This window comes from Sphingomonas sp. PP-F2F-A104-K0414, assembly GCF_004340945.1.
In the GTDB taxonomy this organism is placed as follows: domain Bacteria; phylum Pseudomonadota; class Alphaproteobacteria; order Sphingomonadales; family Sphingomonadaceae; genus Sphingomonas.
In genome coordinates, this window is record NZ_SLYD01000002.1 from 110310 (window position 1) to 123966 (window position 13657).

The 13657-nt window shown below is 66.2% G+C and carries 14 protein-coding genes and 1 riboswitch; of the genes, 9 read left to right on the plus strand and 5 right to left on the minus strand.

Annotated elements, in window-relative coordinates:
* Window position 1: 1 nt before the first annotated feature.
* On the minus strand, window positions 2-1249 hold the full coding sequence (gene gcvT / locus C8J46_RS04705; RefSeq protein WP_132735662.1) for a glycine cleavage system aminomethyltransferase GcvT: 1248 nt from the start codon (window positions 1247-1249) through the stop codon (window positions 2-4).
* Between the two features lie 154 nt (window positions 1250-1403).
* Window positions 1404-1507: riboswitch (glycine riboswitch) on the minus strand.
* A gap of 230 nt (window positions 1508-1737) precedes the next feature.
* Window positions 1738-2376 (minus strand): hypothetical protein, encoded by a 639-nt coding sequence (locus C8J46_RS04710; RefSeq protein WP_243643222.1) that lies wholly within the window; start codon window positions 2374-2376, stop codon window positions 1738-1740.
* A 122-nt stretch (window positions 2377-2498) separates the two neighbouring features.
* On the opposite strand from C8J46_RS04710, the gene ispH reads away from it, so the two are divergent.
* The 3 genes from ispH to rnhA are packed head-to-tail and all read left to right on the plus strand — an operon-like array spanning window position 2499 to window position 4868.
* On the plus strand, window positions 2499-3455 hold the full coding sequence (ispH, locus tag C8J46_RS04715; protein ID WP_132735665.1) for a 4-hydroxy-3-methylbut-2-enyl diphosphate reductase: 957 nt from the start codon (window positions 2499-2501) through the stop codon (window positions 3453-3455).
* A 1-nt stretch (window position 3456) separates the two neighbouring features.
* Window positions 3457-4407 carry a homoserine kinase gene (gene thrB / locus C8J46_RS04720; protein WP_132735667.1) on the plus strand — a complete coding sequence of 317 codons (951 nt, stop codon included), beginning with the start codon at window positions 3457-3459 and terminating at the stop codon, window positions 4405-4407.
* The gene (gene rnhA / locus C8J46_RS04725; protein ID WP_132735670.1) at window positions 4404-4868 is read left to right on the plus strand and encodes a ribonuclease HI; all 465 of its coding nucleotides are present in this window, start codon (window positions 4404-4406) and stop codon (window positions 4866-4868) included. Before thrB ends, rnhA begins: the two co-directional genes overlap by 4 nt.
* 213 nt (window positions 4869-5081) lie before the next feature.
* On the opposite strand, the gene C8J46_RS04730 is transcribed toward rnhA, so the two are convergent.
* The gene (locus tag C8J46_RS04730; protein ID WP_132735672.1) at window positions 5082-5597 is read right to left on the minus strand and encodes a hypothetical protein; all 516 of its coding nucleotides are present in this window, start codon (window positions 5595-5597) and stop codon (window positions 5082-5084) included.
* Here C8J46_RS04730 and C8J46_RS04735 point away from each other — a divergent pair.
* Window positions 5596-6165, plus strand: coding sequence for a hypothetical protein (locus C8J46_RS04735; RefSeq protein WP_132735675.1), 570 nt, complete (start codon window positions 5596-5598; stop codon window positions 6163-6165). The genes C8J46_RS04730 and C8J46_RS04735 overlap by 2 nt on opposite strands.
* Window positions 6166-6383: 218 nt before the next feature.
* On the opposite strand, the gene C8J46_RS04740 is transcribed toward C8J46_RS04735, so the two are convergent.
* Window positions 6384-7496: an FAD-binding oxidoreductase gene (locus tag C8J46_RS04740; protein ID WP_132735677.1), complete on the minus strand. Its 1113-nt coding sequence runs from the start codon at window positions 7494-7496 to the stop codon at window positions 6384-6386.
* On the minus strand, window positions 7496-8536 hold the full coding sequence (locus tag C8J46_RS04745; protein WP_132735680.1) for an alpha/beta hydrolase: 1041 nt from the start codon (window positions 8534-8536) through the stop codon (window positions 7496-7498). The genes C8J46_RS04740 and C8J46_RS04745 overlap by 1 nt, the downstream gene beginning before the upstream one ends.
* A gap of 19 nt (window positions 8537-8555) precedes the next feature.
* Here C8J46_RS04745 and C8J46_RS04750 point away from each other — a divergent pair, with 19 nt between their 5' ends.
* Genes C8J46_RS04750 through C8J46_RS04770 form a run of 5 tightly spaced genes read left to right on the plus strand, consistent with a single transcriptional unit; the run spans window position 8556 to window position 13647 of the window.
* The gene (locus C8J46_RS04750) at window positions 8556-9032 is read left to right on the plus strand and encodes a prepilin peptidase (protein ID WP_132735682.1); all 477 of its coding nucleotides are present in this window, start codon (window positions 8556-8558) and stop codon (window positions 9030-9032) included.
* Between the two features lie 46 nt (window positions 9033-9078).
* Window positions 9079-10119: a Flp pilus assembly protein CpaB gene (gene cpaB / locus C8J46_RS04755; protein ID WP_132735685.1), complete on the plus strand. Its 1041-nt coding sequence runs from the start codon at window positions 9079-9081 to the stop codon at window positions 10117-10119.
* Window position 10120: 1 nt separating this feature from the next.
* Window positions 10121-11686: a type II and III secretion system protein family protein gene (locus C8J46_RS04760; RefSeq protein WP_132735687.1), complete on the plus strand. Its 1566-nt coding sequence runs from the start codon at window positions 10121-10123 to the stop codon at window positions 11684-11686.
* Between the two features lie 48 nt (window positions 11687-11734).
* On the plus strand, window positions 11735-12364 hold the full coding sequence (locus C8J46_RS04765) for a CpaD family pilus assembly protein (RefSeq protein WP_132735690.1): 630 nt from the start codon (window positions 11735-11737) through the stop codon (window positions 12362-12364).
* Window positions 12364-13647, plus strand: a complete 1284-nt coding sequence (locus C8J46_RS04770; RefSeq protein WP_132735692.1) for a pilus assembly protein CpaE — start codon at window positions 12364-12366, stop codon at window positions 13645-13647. The genes C8J46_RS04765 and C8J46_RS04770 overlap by 1 nt, the downstream gene beginning before the upstream one ends.
* Window positions 13648-13657 lie beyond the last annotated feature (10 nt).

A 13657-nucleotide genomic window follows, 5' to 3' on the forward strand; every position in this document is an offset into this window, starting at 1 on the left:
ATCACTTGGCTCCTGCGCGGACGTAGCGGTGGGGAATGAAGGGCATCGCGGTGACGGTGGCGGTGTGGACCTTGCCGCGTTGCGCGATCTCGATGCGGGTGCCGGGCGTCGACAGCGCGAGCGGCACATAGGCCATCGCGATCGGCTTCCCGAGGGTGGGCGCGAAACCACCGCTGGTGAGGCGGCCGATCGTCGCGCCGGTGTCGTCGATCACCTCGGCGCCTTCGCGCGCGGGCTGGCGACCTTCGACGATCAGGCCGACGCGCTTGGTGGCGGGGCCGTGTTCGCGCTGAGTGAGGATACGCTCGGCACCGGGGAAGTCGGCGGCTTCGCGGCGACGCTTCGACAACGCGAACCCGAGGTCGGCCATGACCGGCGTGATCTCGGGATCGAGGTCGTGGCCGTAGAGCGGCAGGCCGGCTTCGAGACGTAGCGAATCGCGCGCGCCGAGGCCGATCGGCTTGATCTCCGGGAGCGCGAGCAAGGCGTCGGCGAAGGCTACGGCGTGGTCTGCGGGAAGCGAAATCTCGACGCCATCCTCGCCAGTGTAGCCCGAACGGCTGATCCAGAGCGGGACGTCGTTCCAGTGGAACGCGCCGGCAGTCATGAACACAAGGCCGTCGATACCGGGGACGATCCGCGCGACTGCTTCGACCGCCTTGGGGCCCTGCACCGCGAGCAGCGCCTGGTCTTCGAGGATGTTGATCGTGACGTCGTCGGGCAGATGCTCGATCAGGTAGCTGATGTCGTCATACTTGGTCGCGCCATTGACGACGACGTAGAAGCTGCCGCTTGCGGTGGGCGACGGGTGGAGCGGGTCGTACGCCTCGGGCTCGACCTCGGCTGCGGAGAAGGGCGACGGCTGGTCGTCGGGGAGGCGCGTGGCCATCAGGTCGTCAAGGATGCCGCCGTCCTGCGCGAGCAGCAGCGAGTAGCGCATCTTGCCCTCGCCGAGCCCGGCGATATCGCCCGGCAGGACGGTTTCGAGCGCGTGCGCGACGCCTTCGCCGGAGAAGACGAGCTGGCCCATGTGGCTGACGTCGAACAGCCCCGCCGAGTCGCGCGTCCAGGTGTGTTCGGCCATGATGCCTTCATACTGGATCGGCATCTCGTAGCCGGCGAACTCGACCATCCGCGCGCCGTGCGCCCGGTGCCACGCGTCGAGCGGCAAAGGCAGAATCTCCGGCTCGACGTAATCGTCGGCCTGGTCGATGATGCTGGCGTAATCGCGCAGTTCTGGGTCGCTCATGGTCGTCTCCGTCGAAGGGGCGCGCGGCACCAATGGGTGCAACGATCCGAACCCCCTCTGTCACGGGACCTGAGAGCTTTCGCGCCGGACTTGTCCAGCGCTTACCCCTTCGGTGGCCCTCGACTCACGTCAGGACGCTTTCCAGAGTGTCGATCAGCCCCGCGCGGTCTCTGGTGCCTGAGAGATTCCGGGGTGGTTGCTCCTTCGGCGGTTCCATCAGCCCTCAAAGGACCGGAAACGCTCTCCCGCGCAGTGCCATGCCGGTTGCCCGACATCGACGCCGCGAGTTGTGACGCGGCGCACAATCTTAGTCAATCGAGGGTTTGGGGGCGGGGGAAGATTTAGCGCGCATCGGCCATCGTTTCGTTGCCTCGGAACTAGCTCGGCATGACGGCGGGGCGGGCGTTTTGAGCCTCACTCCCCTCTCCCTTCCCACCGCAAGGGCGGCGGGCCCCTTCCCTCTCCCCGGCGGGGAGAGGGACAATGGCTTAGCGGGTGGCGTTGTACTTGAGCTGGTCGTCGGTGAGCTGGAAGCCCACCAGCGCCTCGAAGCTGGCGCGGAGGACGGCCTGACGGACTTCCGGCGTGCTCAGCGGATCGACGGCGGCGTCCTGATCGCCGGCCTTGCGCTTGCGGGTCAGCTTTTCGCGGACGTCGTCGGGTAGCGTTGCCGCCGAGCGCGCGACCGTTGCGGAAGCGGTCGCCGAGGCCGAGGCGAGTGCCTGACCGGCGTCGAAATGCAGCGCGACGCGGCCGATGCGCTTGGCGACGACGGCGGTGCCACCGCGGACTACCGTGATGAAGTATGGCAACGTCACGTCCCGCGCGCCTTCGGTGCGGTTGCGACGGGCGCGGATGTCGAAGGTGACGCTGGTGACGACCTGGTCGGTCGCATCGGCGCAGGTGGAGCGGACATTGGTCATCAGCGCGGCGACGTCGATCGCCGACTGGTCACGGCTGGTGGCGGGATTGAACAGCGTAATGTCGCCGGTCGCAGCAGGGATCGCGACAGGCGGGCAGACCGAGCGGACCGCGGAAATGCCGCCGGTCGCATCGACTTCGCCCTTGCCGGCGCACCCGGTCAGGAGGATCGCACACGCCGAAACGGCTAGGATAGGGGCTTTCACGGCGACGCTTACCTTCTCGAACGAGCGAAAGGGCCACCGCATGTCGCAAGCGGCCCCTGTCGTGGCGCACCATAGGAACCGGCTATCGTCCAGGCAAGCAATCGCGTAGAGGCTGACGCATCATGAGCCCAATCGACAAGCCGCCGCTCGAACTGTTGATCGCAGCGCCCCGAGGTTTTTGCGCCGGCGTCGACCGCGCCATCCGGATCGTCGAACTGGCGATCGAGAAGCATGGCGCGCCGGTCTATGTCCGCCACGAGATCGTCCACAACAAGTTCGTCGTCGACACCCTGAAGGCGCAGGGCGCGATCTTCGTCGAAGAGCTCGACGAGGTGCCCGATGGCGCGCCGGTGGTGTTCTCGGCGCATGGCGTGCCGAAATCGGTGCCGCTCGACGCGCAGAATCGCGGGCTCGAATATCTCGATGCGACGTGCCCGCTGGTGTCGAAGGTGCATCGCCAGGCCGAGCGTCTGGTAGCGCAGGGCCGGCATATCGTGTTCATCGGCCATGCCGGGCATCCCGAGGTGATCGGCACATTCGGACAGGTGCCCGCGGGCGCGATGTCGCTGATCGAGACGGTCGAGGACGCCGAGGTATTCGCGCCCGCCGACCCGTCGAACCTCGCCTTCCTGACGCAGACGACGTTGTCGGTGGACGATACTGCTGCGGTGGTGGCGACGTTGCAGCGCCGCTTCCCGCAGATGTTGCCGCCCCGCGGCGAGGACATCTGCTACGCGACGTCGAACCGCCAGACCGCGGTGAAGGCGATCGCGCACAGCGTCGATGCGGTGCTGGTGATCGGCGCGCCGAACTCGTCCAACTCGGTGCGGCTGGTCGAGGTTGCCGAGCGCGAGGGTACGCCGGCGATGCTGATCCAGCGTGCGAGCGAGCTCGATTGGGACTTCCTCGCCGGCGTCGGCACGCTGGGGATCACCGCGGGCGCGTCCGCACCTGAATTGCTGGTGCGCGAACTCGTCGACCGGTTGTCGGAGCGCTACACGGTGTCCGAGCGCGAGGTCGAGACCAACCGCGAGACGATCGCGTTCAAGCTGCCCCGCGGGCTGGAGGCGGCCGCCTAGCATGGCGGTCTACACGCAGGTTTCGGCGGAGGCGCTGGGCGCGTTCCTCGCCAAATTCGATCACGGCGAACTGGTCTCGGCCAAGGGCATCGCCGAGGGGGTCGAGAACAGCAACTACCTGGTCGATACGACAACCGGGCGGTTCATCCTGACGCTGTACGAAAAGCGCGTGTCGGCGGACGATCTGCCGTTCTTCATGGCGATGCTCGACCATCTCGCGGTCGACGGAAATCCGGTGCCGCGTGCGCTGCCCGATCGCAGCGGTGCGCTGATCCACGAGCTTTGCGGGCGGCCGGCGTGCCTGATCGAGTTCCTGACCGGGGTGTCGGTGTCGCATCCGAGCGAAGCACAGGCATATGCAGCGGGCGCCGCGATGGGCGCGATGCACGTCAGCCTCGCCGGGTTCGATGGCGTGCGGCCGAACACGCTGGGGCCCGACGGGTGGCGTGCCTTGCTGGCGAAATGCGGCCGCGATCTGGATGCGATCGAGCCCGGGCTGTTCGATACAATTAGCACGGCAGCGGATGCGGTCGTCGCGGCCTGGCCCGCCGACTTGCCGCGCAGCGTCATCCATGCCGATCTGTTTCCCGACAATGTGCTGATGCTCGGCGACCGGGTGACGGGGCTGATCGACTTTTATTTCGCCTGCACCGATATCCGGGCCTACGATCTCGCGATCCTGCACAGCGCCTGGGCGTTCGATGCGCAGGGCGAAGGCTATGATGCGGGGGTCGGCAAGGCGCTGGTCGCGGGGTATGTCAGTCGGCATCCGCTAACCGATGCCGAACGTGCCGCGCTGCCGGTGCTGGCGCAGGGAGCGTGCCTTCGCTTCCTGGCGACGCGCGCATGGGATTGGCTCAATACGCCGGCGGATGCGCTGGTGACGCGCAAGGATCCGTTGGCGTATTGGCGGCGGTTCGAGGCGTATCGCAAGGACGATCTGTTTGCATGACTGACGACACCGACGTTTCCATCACCAAGGTCGAGATCTTCACCGACGGCGCCTGCAAGGGCAATCCGGGGCCCGGCGGCTGGGGCGCGGTGATCCGGATGGGCGCGCACGAGAAGGAATTGTCGGGCGGCGAGACGCCGACGACCAACAACCGGATGGAAATGACCGCGGCGATCGAGGCGCTCAACGCGCTGACTCGCCCGTGCGCGGTGACGCTGTACACCGACAGCAAATACGTGATGGATGGCCTGACCAAGTGGGTGAAGGGCTGGCAGCGCAATGGCTGGAAGACCGCCGACAAGAAGCCGGTGAAGAACGCCGAGCTGTGGCACGCGCTGCTCGCCGCGGTGGCGCGGCACAAGATCGAATGGCAATGGGTCAAGGGTCACGCGGGCCACCCGGAGAACGAGCGCGCGGACAAGCTGGCCAGCGACGCGGCGGTGGCGGCCGGGCGGCGCTAGGCCGGGCGACGCTAAGACCGGGCGTCTGTTACCCCACCCCGGCGAAGGCCGGGGCCCAAATGGGAAACGGCTCTGATTAAGGACGGCGTGTCGTTACGCCGACCTTTCCAATTGGGCCCCGGCCTTCGCCGGGGTGGTAATTGCACACCTGTCGGCGGCGTTGCGCCAGGGTGACCGGACCATCAAAGCCGCCGCCATCCAGATGCCACCGCATCACGCGCCGATCATGTCGCCGAACTGCGTGTCCGCGCGGACCGCGTCCTGCCAGGACGGGTCTCGGTTCATCGTCAGGTTGATGATGACGATGCCGGCATGCGGCGGCCGGGCCGGGCGCGGCAGGCGGATCACGCGGCGGCCCGAGCGATAGGCGGCCAACGTCGTATCCTTCGCGCGGCGCGCCGCGTCGCTGGCGTGCCAGCCAACCACCGCAAGCGCGACCTGCGCCGCGTCGCTGACGGCGGTGGCGGATTGCTGGCCGCGCTCGCGCATCCGGCGCAAGGACTGGCGTACCCATGACGGCTGATCGAAGGCCGACACATCCGCCGAGCGCCACGCCACGCGCAACCCCTCGGGCACGCCGGTCCAGCTATCGCCCGCCGAACCGACCACCGACGGCGCGGAGCGGATCAGATCGTGCCGGCAGCGCTGGCAGCGACTGAACAGAAACCCCTGATTTTCCAGCACCAGCGGCGCGGCGACGTGCCCCGAGGCGTGACAGAGCAGGTTCATGATGGTCCTCCTTGATGATCGACGTGTTGAGATGCAGCGCGGCGAGGACGATCAGATCCCCCGGCCCCTGTTCGAGTACCTGATCGAGATTCCAGACTTCGAAATGACGGCCCATGCCGACCAGCAACGCGCGCTGTTGCACCCCGCGGCGGGCCCGCATCCACGATGCGATGCGGAGCCGGCCCTTGCCGTCCATCTGCGCGGGCGCGACGAAGCCCAGCCGCCGCCGAAGCACCGTATCGCGCGCACCCCCCTCCCAGTTTCGCGCAACGTCGCCACGATGATCGTCGACGCTCGCGCGATCATAGACCAGCAGGCAAGGATCTTCGGCATGAAGACCGACGAACAAATCGTCCCGTACGCCCCTGGATTGGATCGTGACGCAGAATTGATCGGGAAGAACCAGATCGCCCCGTGCGCTTATCGTAGATACCGCGCTTCCAACGAAGATATTGTCCATCCGCAACTACACCACTGCCAAGTGACCGGACCGGCGAAGCACATCTGTTTAATATCACATCGTGACATCATCGGATGCTTGTTCGTCCCGCCACTCATGGCGCGTTAACCATAGCAGGGAATTAACATTTTTTTAGTTTTACTCAAGAAACCGATTCTGTTGATTTTCGTCCGAAAATTTCGGAATTTTATTCAATAGATCCCCGGATTTGCTTATCACAATGGTAAGCGAATTTTTTCGCGACGGATCGTTTTCACGGCGGTGAAATCAGTTTGCGCCGTCGCGACTCGCGATTTCGAGGCTTAAACTTCGCGACGCGTCGCCTATCAGGCAAACCGATGCGGCGAGTAGCGCTGCGTATCGAGGGTCGCGATCGCGGCGTCGGGGGCAACACCCAGCAACAGGCTGGCAGCGAGCAAAGCCGCAGCAGGTGCCGTCTGGATTCCGAAGCCCCCCTGCCCCGCGCACCAGAAAAAGCCGGGAACATCGCGGTCGAAGCCGTAGACCGGCACGCGATCGGGCGCGAACGTCCGCAGCCCGGCCCAGCGTCGCTCGACCGCAGCGACCCGCCAGTCGACGACGCGCTCGAACCGATCGATCGCAATCGCGACATCGATCTCTTCCGGCGCAGCATCACAAGGATCGGTCGGGGTTTCGTCGTGCGGGCTGAGCCACAACCGCCCGCCGGATTCGGGCTTGAAGTAGAACCGCCCGGCGATGTCCGCGACATGCGGCATGGTATCCGGCGCACCGGGATCGGTCCGCAACTGCGCCATCGTCCGGCGATACGCCTGCAGGCCCAATGGCCTCGCCCCCGCGCCGATCGCGACGCGATCGGCCCACGCCCCGGCGGCGTTCACCAAAATCCGTGCACGCGCGGTTCCCGCGGTTGTGACGATCGTCCAGATACCGTCGGCACGGCGTGCCTCGACGAAGGCAGCATCGGTGACGAACTGCGCGCCGGCACGCCGGCCGGTCGCGATGCTGTCCGCATGCAACGCCGCAACATCGATATAGGCGCAACTCGCTTCCTGCACGCCGAACACCCAATCGGCTCGCAGGCCAGGGACGAACGCAGCGGGGTCGACCGGATCCAAGACCACCGCGCTATCCGCGAACGCCGCAAGGAACGCATCGATCGCCGCCTGATCCCCGGCGCGACCAATATGCACCGATCCGAGCGGTGCGAGATGACCGCCGGCGTGGAGAAGCGGCCCCGAGGCGGTGGTCAGCGGCTGGATATTCGGACCGCCATAGGTCTCCGACCAGAACGCCGCGGATCGTCCGGTGGCATGATAGCCGGGCACCGCCTCCGCCTCGAGAACGAGGACGCGCGCGTCCGATCCGAGGGCGGCGGCGAGGCTGGCGCCGGCCATCCCCGCACCGACGATCGCCACGTCGTAAACCGGTCCGAACACGGGCGTCGCGAACGCGGCCATTACGGACGCGGCGGCACGACGGCATCGAGGAACGAATCGATGGCGCCCAAGGCCCGGTCACGCACGCCGTCCGCCTCGCGGAGGATCTCATGCGCCGATTCGCGGCCGAACCGGACGATCTGCGCATCGGGCAACCGCGCGCCGAGCCGCAAGGCCGCATGGGGATCGACCAGCTTGTCGGCTTCCGCGACAAGCATCAGCACCGGCGTCTCCATCGCCTCGATCCGCGGATCGACCGCGAGCGCCGCGGCGGCGGCAAAGCCTTGCGCCAACCACGACCAGCTCGGCGGCCCAAGGCACAGCGCGGGCCCTTCCGCCTGCCACCAGCGCTCGTCATCATAGCGTGAGGCGTCATGCGTCAGCAGCGATTGCCGCGATGCGATCGAACCGGGCCGCTCGTTGCTGCGCCAAGCACCCCGCGCGGGATTGCCGCGCGACGCCATCCACCGCGCGACACGACCGGCAATCCCGGCGCCGACCGGTGACTTCAGCCCAATCATCGGCGCCACCAGGATTGCGGCATCAGCCTGGATCGACCGTGCCGCGAGCGCGCGCACGACCATCATGCCGCCCATCGAATGTCCCACGATCACGCGAGGTATCACGGGGGGTTGGCTAGCTACCCCCCGCTCCGCCACCCAGTCCGACCAGAACGCCGCCAGGTCGCGGTCATAGATCGCGTAATCGCCGACGTGGCCGACATGGGGGTCCTCGGAAAGCCGCCCCGAGCCCCCCTGCCCGCGCCAGTCGAACGCGGTCACCGACCACCCGTGTGCATGGAGATGCGCAAACGTCTCCAGGTATTTTTCGAAGATATCACCGCGCCCGGTCTGGAACAGCACCGCGCCCCGCGACCGCCGCGATACTGTGTCGGCAGGCCAGTCGAAGCGACGCAGTGCCCAGCCGTCGGGGGCAGTCCAATACCCGATTCGCGCATCGGCCGGGATCGCACGCCGAACCGCCTCGGCGGCATCACGCTCCGCTACGTGCGTGTAACCGAACGAAGAATCGGTCGGGACGGTTACTTTTTCGAAAGCCATCTTCGTTAGGGTCTAGCCGATGGGGTGGAACATTGCTCTTCCAATTTTGATTTTCGCGCTTGGCGGCCTGCTGGTGTCCGCCGGCATCGAAGACGCGCGAACGCGGGAAATCGCCAACTGGAAAAATGCCGCGGTCGCGTTGCTCGCGCCGGTCTGGTGGTACGCCAACGGGCTCGAAATCTGGCCCGACGTCGTATTGCAGCTGGGCGTCGCTCTCGCGGTGTTCGCCGCGTTCCTGGTCGCGTTCCATTTCGGCCTGATGGGCGGCGGCGACGTCAAGCTTATCGTCGCGCTGGCCCTGTGGTTGCCGTTTCCGGCGTTCCTCTCGATGCTGATGGTCATGTCGATCGCAGGCGGCGTCGTCACCCTCGTCATGATAGCCGAGCGGCTTATCAAGAAGACATCGGCGGCGATCGAAGTCCCGTACGGCGTGGCTATAGCATTCGCAGGGCTGCTCGCGCTGCGCGAACCACTCCTTAATCAGTTTCAGTCATGATTAACGCCGAAGCAGAATTCCGGCGCCTGAAAGGCACGAACTAGTCATGGACAGTCGTAAAATCATATTGCTGGCTGGCGCGCTGATTGTCGCGGCCATCACAGCATTCTTTGCCAGAACGCTGATCGCCGGAAGCTCGGCGCCGCAAGCCGGGGCGGTCGCCATGACCGCCCCGGTGGTCGACGGCCCCGAGGTGCTCGTCGCGACCCGCTCGCTGCCGGTCGGCACGATCCTCGACGCGACCGCGCTGAAATTCCAGCCCTGGCCGAAGGAGCTGGTCGACAACGCCTATTATCTCCGGGACAAGACCAATCTCCAGTCGCTGCAGGGCACGGTGGTGCGCAGCATCATCACCGCCGGGCAACCGGTGACTCAAGGGTCGCTGGTAAAGCCCGGTGACCGCGGTTTCCTGGCAGCGGCGCTCGGACCTGGCATGCGCGCGGTCACGGTGCCCGTCTCGGCGCAGGCCGCGGTCGCAGGCTTCGTGTTTCCAGGCGATCGGATCGATCTGGTCCTGACGCAGACGGTCGCGGGCGGCGGCGAAGGCCAGCCGCTCAAGGTGTCCGAGACGATCATGCGCAACATTCGCGTCCTCGCGACCGACCAGCGCACCGATAATCTGGTCGGTGAAGACGGCAAGACGCAGGTCCGCACGTTTTCGAACGTGACGATCGAGGCGACGCCCAAGATGGCCGAACAGGTGGCGGTGGCGCAGACGCTCGGCTCGCTCTCGCTGTCGCTCCGCTCGATCGCCGACAATTCGGCCGAACTCGAGGAGGCGATCGCCTCCGGGGCCGTGAAGGTACCGCAAGGCAATGATCCGAAGGCGGAAAAGGCGATGATGGTACGGCTCGCGAGCCAGCCGTCGGCCGGCGCATCGAGCTATCAGACCGGTGCTGACGTCTCGCGCTATCAGCGCAGCACGGTGCCCGGCAAAGTGATCGAAGGCGGCGGTGCGCCGATGCAGGGCATGCCGATGGCGCAGTCCGGTGGTGGTGGCGGTGGTACGCCGATCGTCCAGGGGCCGGTGGTCCGGATCGCACGCGGCAACGCAATGACCATCGTTCCGGTCGGGGGGAAGAACTGACATGCGTATCCGGATGACCCCGCTGGGCTGGCCGCTGGCCGTCGCCCTGGCCGCTGCGAGTGCCGCACCGTCGGCGCCCGCCCTCGCCCAGCGCCGTGGCGCTGCGATCGCCCCGGCCGGTTCGCCGGTCGTCCAGGTCAACACCGGTCGCGGCCGGCTGGTGACGCTCGCCCGGCCGATGACCGACCTGTTCGTCGCCGACGACTCGATCGCCGATGTCCAGGTCCGCTCGCCGACCCAATTGTATCTGTTCGGCAAGAAGACCGGCGAGACGACGATCTCGGCCACCACCAAGGGTGGCGCGGTCGTCTATGCGGCGACGGTTCGGGTCGGCAACAACCTCGATTCGGTCCAGCAGATGCTCGGCCTGGCGATGCCCGAAGCGCAGGTCGTCGCGACGCCGATGAACGGCCTGATCCTGCTGACCGGCACCGTCCTTGCCCCCGAGGATGCCGCCGAAGCCGAACGCCTGGTGCAGGCGTTCGTGGGTGATACAACCAAAGTCCTCTCGCGGCTGAAGACCGCGACGCCGTTACAGGTCAACCTTCAGGTGCGCGTCGCCGAAGTCAGCCGCAGCTTCGTCAAGAATATCGGCGTCAACCTGTTGACGCAGGACCGCAGCGGATCGGGTATCCTGTTCGGCAGCACGTCGGGCACGCCCGGCACGATCACCTATGATCCCACGACCGGTTTAAAGACATCGACCTATACCAAGGGCGCACAGCGCACGACGCTCGGTATCGCCGGCAAGCTGTTGGGGATGGATTTCCTGACCGCGATCGATCTCGGTGAAGCCACCGGGCAGGTGACAACGCTGGCCAATCCTAATCTCACCGCACTGTCGGGCGAGACCGGGACTTTCCTTGCTGGCGGCGAAGTCCCGATCCCGCTGGCGCAGGCGCTGGGCACGGTCTCGGTCGAGTATAAGCAATATGGCATCAGCCTGGCGTATACGCCGACGGTGCTGTCGGACGGACGGATCTCGCTCCGTGTTCGTCCAGAAGTCTCGCAGCTCGATTATTCGAACGCGGTGACGCTCAGCGGCACGCGCGTACCAGGCCTGACGACCAGGCGCACCGAGACGACCGTCGAGCTCGGCTCGGGCCAAAGCATGATGATCAGCGGCCTGTTGTCGAACAGCCACAACAACTCGTACGACAAGACCCCGGGCCTCTCGAACCTGCCGATCATCGGCGCGTTGTTCCGCTCGAACGCGTTCCAGCGCAACGAGACCGAACTGGTCATCGTCATCACGCCGTACCTGGTGAAACCGGTCAACAATGCCAGCGACATCGCGCTGCCGACCGACGGCGCGCGCGCACCGACCGATCTCGACCGGGTATTGCTCGGGACGCTCAGTGCGAGCGGCGGCGGCAAACGCCCCGTTCCGACGGTTGCCCCTGCCTCCTATGCGCAACCCTCGGTCGGCGCAGCGGCGGTGGTGCGTCCGACACCGCTCGGCGGCGATGTGCGACGCCCCGAAGACGACGTCGTACCACCAACCACGCGCAACACCGGCGGCAAAGCCAAGAACGGCAGCGTGCCGGCGCCCGGCTTCTCGAACTGAGATGACGAACCCGAGCCGACCACGCGCCTCCCGCACCAAGGATTTCCGATGATCAACAAATCGATCCTAGCGTTCCTGATCCCCCCGCTGCTGCTCGGCGGCTGCATGGGAACGGAGAATCGCGGCCTCGAATCGGTTCATCAACCCGTCGTCAGTCGATCGGACTATGCGCTCGATCTGGGCGTCGCCGGCGGCGCGCTGGGCCGCGGGGAACAGCAGCGGCTGGCCAGCTGGCTAGACGCGATGCGACTTAGCTATGGCGACCGGGTCGGGATCGACGATCCGGCGGCGGAGGGGTATGCGGCGCGTACCGATGTCGCTGCCGTGGTTGCCCGATATGGCCTGTTGCTCGGTGCCGATGCGCCGGTAACGCCCGCACCGGTAGCGCCCGGCACGATCCGGATCGTCGTCAGCCGGATGCATGCAGATGTACCGCGCTGCCCCGACTGGTCGCGCGATTCGACCAACGACATCACCTCCAACACGTCGTCCAATTATGGCTGCGCGATCAACCGCAACCTTGCGGCGATGGTCGCCAACCCGGCGGATCTGGTCCGCGGCGCGCCCGGCAACGAGACGACGGATACGGCGGTGTCGTACAAGGCGATCGACACCTATCGCAAAAAGGCGCCGACCGGGGCCGGCGGCCTCGCCGCGTCCAGCACGGGAGGGAAGTGATGAACGCACCCTGGAAGCCGGGCGGCATCGCGCATCGCGAACCGTTTACCGCCTATGTCTGCGACGAGATCACCGCCGAGGCCCTGCGGCCGATCGCGAGCGAACTCGGTTGGGCGATCGAGAAGATCCACAAGGGCGGCCTGCGCAACGCGATCCAGTCGCTGTCGGTGTCCGCATCGCCGCAGATCCTGTTCGTCGATCTCGCCGAATCGGGCGACCCGCTGAACGATATCAATGCACTGGCCGAAGTCTGCGAGCCCGGTACGGTGGTGATCGCCGCCGGGCAGGTCAATGACGTCCGCCTCTACCGCGACCTGGTGTCGAGCGGGATCCAGGACTATCTCCTGAAGCCGCTGCACGCCGATATGTTGCGCGAGGCCTTCGGTCATGCGCAGACGCTGCTGAATACGCCGAAGCATGTCGAGATCTCGACCGATCGACCGCATTGCTCGGTCGCGGTGATCGGCACGCGTGGCGGCGTCGGCGCCTCGACGGTCGCGACGTCGCTTGCCTGGTTGCTCGCGGACAAGGAAAAGCGCGCAACCGCGTTGCTCGATCTCGACGTGCATTTCGGCACGGGTGCACTCAGCCTCGATCTCGAGCCGGGCCGCGGCCTGACCGACGCGATCGACAATCCGAGCCGGATCGACGGGCTGTTCATCGAACGCGCGATGGTCAAGGCGTCGGAGAAACTGTCGGTGCTGTCCGCCGAAGCGCCGATCAATGCGCCGCTCGTCACCGATGGCTCGGCGTTCTACCAGTTGCAGGAAGAAATGCGCGCGGCGTTCGAATGCACCGTCGTCGACCTGCCGCGGGGGATGCTGATCCAGCATCCGCAACTCGTCAGCGATGTTCAGCTCGGCGTGATCGTCACCGAACTGACGCTTGCATCCGCCCGCGACACGATCCGCATCCTGTCGTGGATGAAGACGAACGCGCCGCAGACGCAGTTGTTCGTGCTTGCGAACCGGATGCATGCCGGCGGCCAGCTCGAGATCAGTCGCAAGGATTTCGAGGGCTCGATCGAACGCAAGATCGATTATGTCGTCCCCTTTGACCAGAAGCTCGCGGCGCAGGCGGCCAAGCTCGGCAAGCCGTTCGCCGAGGTCGGGAAGGCATCGAAGACGATCGCACCGATCATGGCACTCGTGACCGCGATCGCGTCCGCCGTCCCGGACAGTGCAGCCGATGGCGCAAAGCCGAAGGGCAAATCGCTGATCGGCAAGTTCGGCGACCTGAAGGGATTGATCCCGAAGCGCACGGTCAAGGCGAAAACCAAATGAGCCGCAGCCG